We start from the raw sequence: 358 nt of genomic DNA on the forward strand, positions 1-358 counted from the left end.
CTGCTCGTTCATGCGGGTGTGCGAGCCGAGCACGCCGTCGGGGAACACGCGGGCGTCGAAGCCGGTCGTCTCCTTGAGCCGCTTCGCCATCAGGTTCTCGGTGATCACTTCCGGGTTGTGCCGGTCCACCACGTCGCCGATGCGAATCGTCTGGCTGTCCGCACTGGCGAGACGCGGCAGCCAACCGGCCGCCGCCGAGGCGACCGTGAGCGTCAGGAGTTTTCTGCGAGAGAGTAGGTAGTCGCGCATGCGTCGGATTCCTGTGGTTCTTATGGCCGTGACGCACGACAGGCGGCACGGATGGGCCTTGGCCGTCGTGCTTGCGCACACGCATCCAGCCATCAGGCAGATTGAGTAG

Annotated in this window: 1 pseudogene; it reads right to left on the reverse strand. The window is 65.4% G+C overall.

Annotation, left to right across the window (positions count from 1 at the left end):
• Nucleotides 1–249, reverse strand: a pseudogene (locus QCE73_RS34010) (TRAP transporter substrate-binding protein); the annotation flags it as partial.
• Nucleotides 250–358: the final 109 nt, after the last annotated feature.

This window comes from Caballeronia sp. LZ029, assembly GCF_031451275.1.
Taxonomy (GTDB): domain Bacteria; phylum Pseudomonadota; class Gammaproteobacteria; order Burkholderiales; family Burkholderiaceae; genus Caballeronia; species Caballeronia jiangsuensis.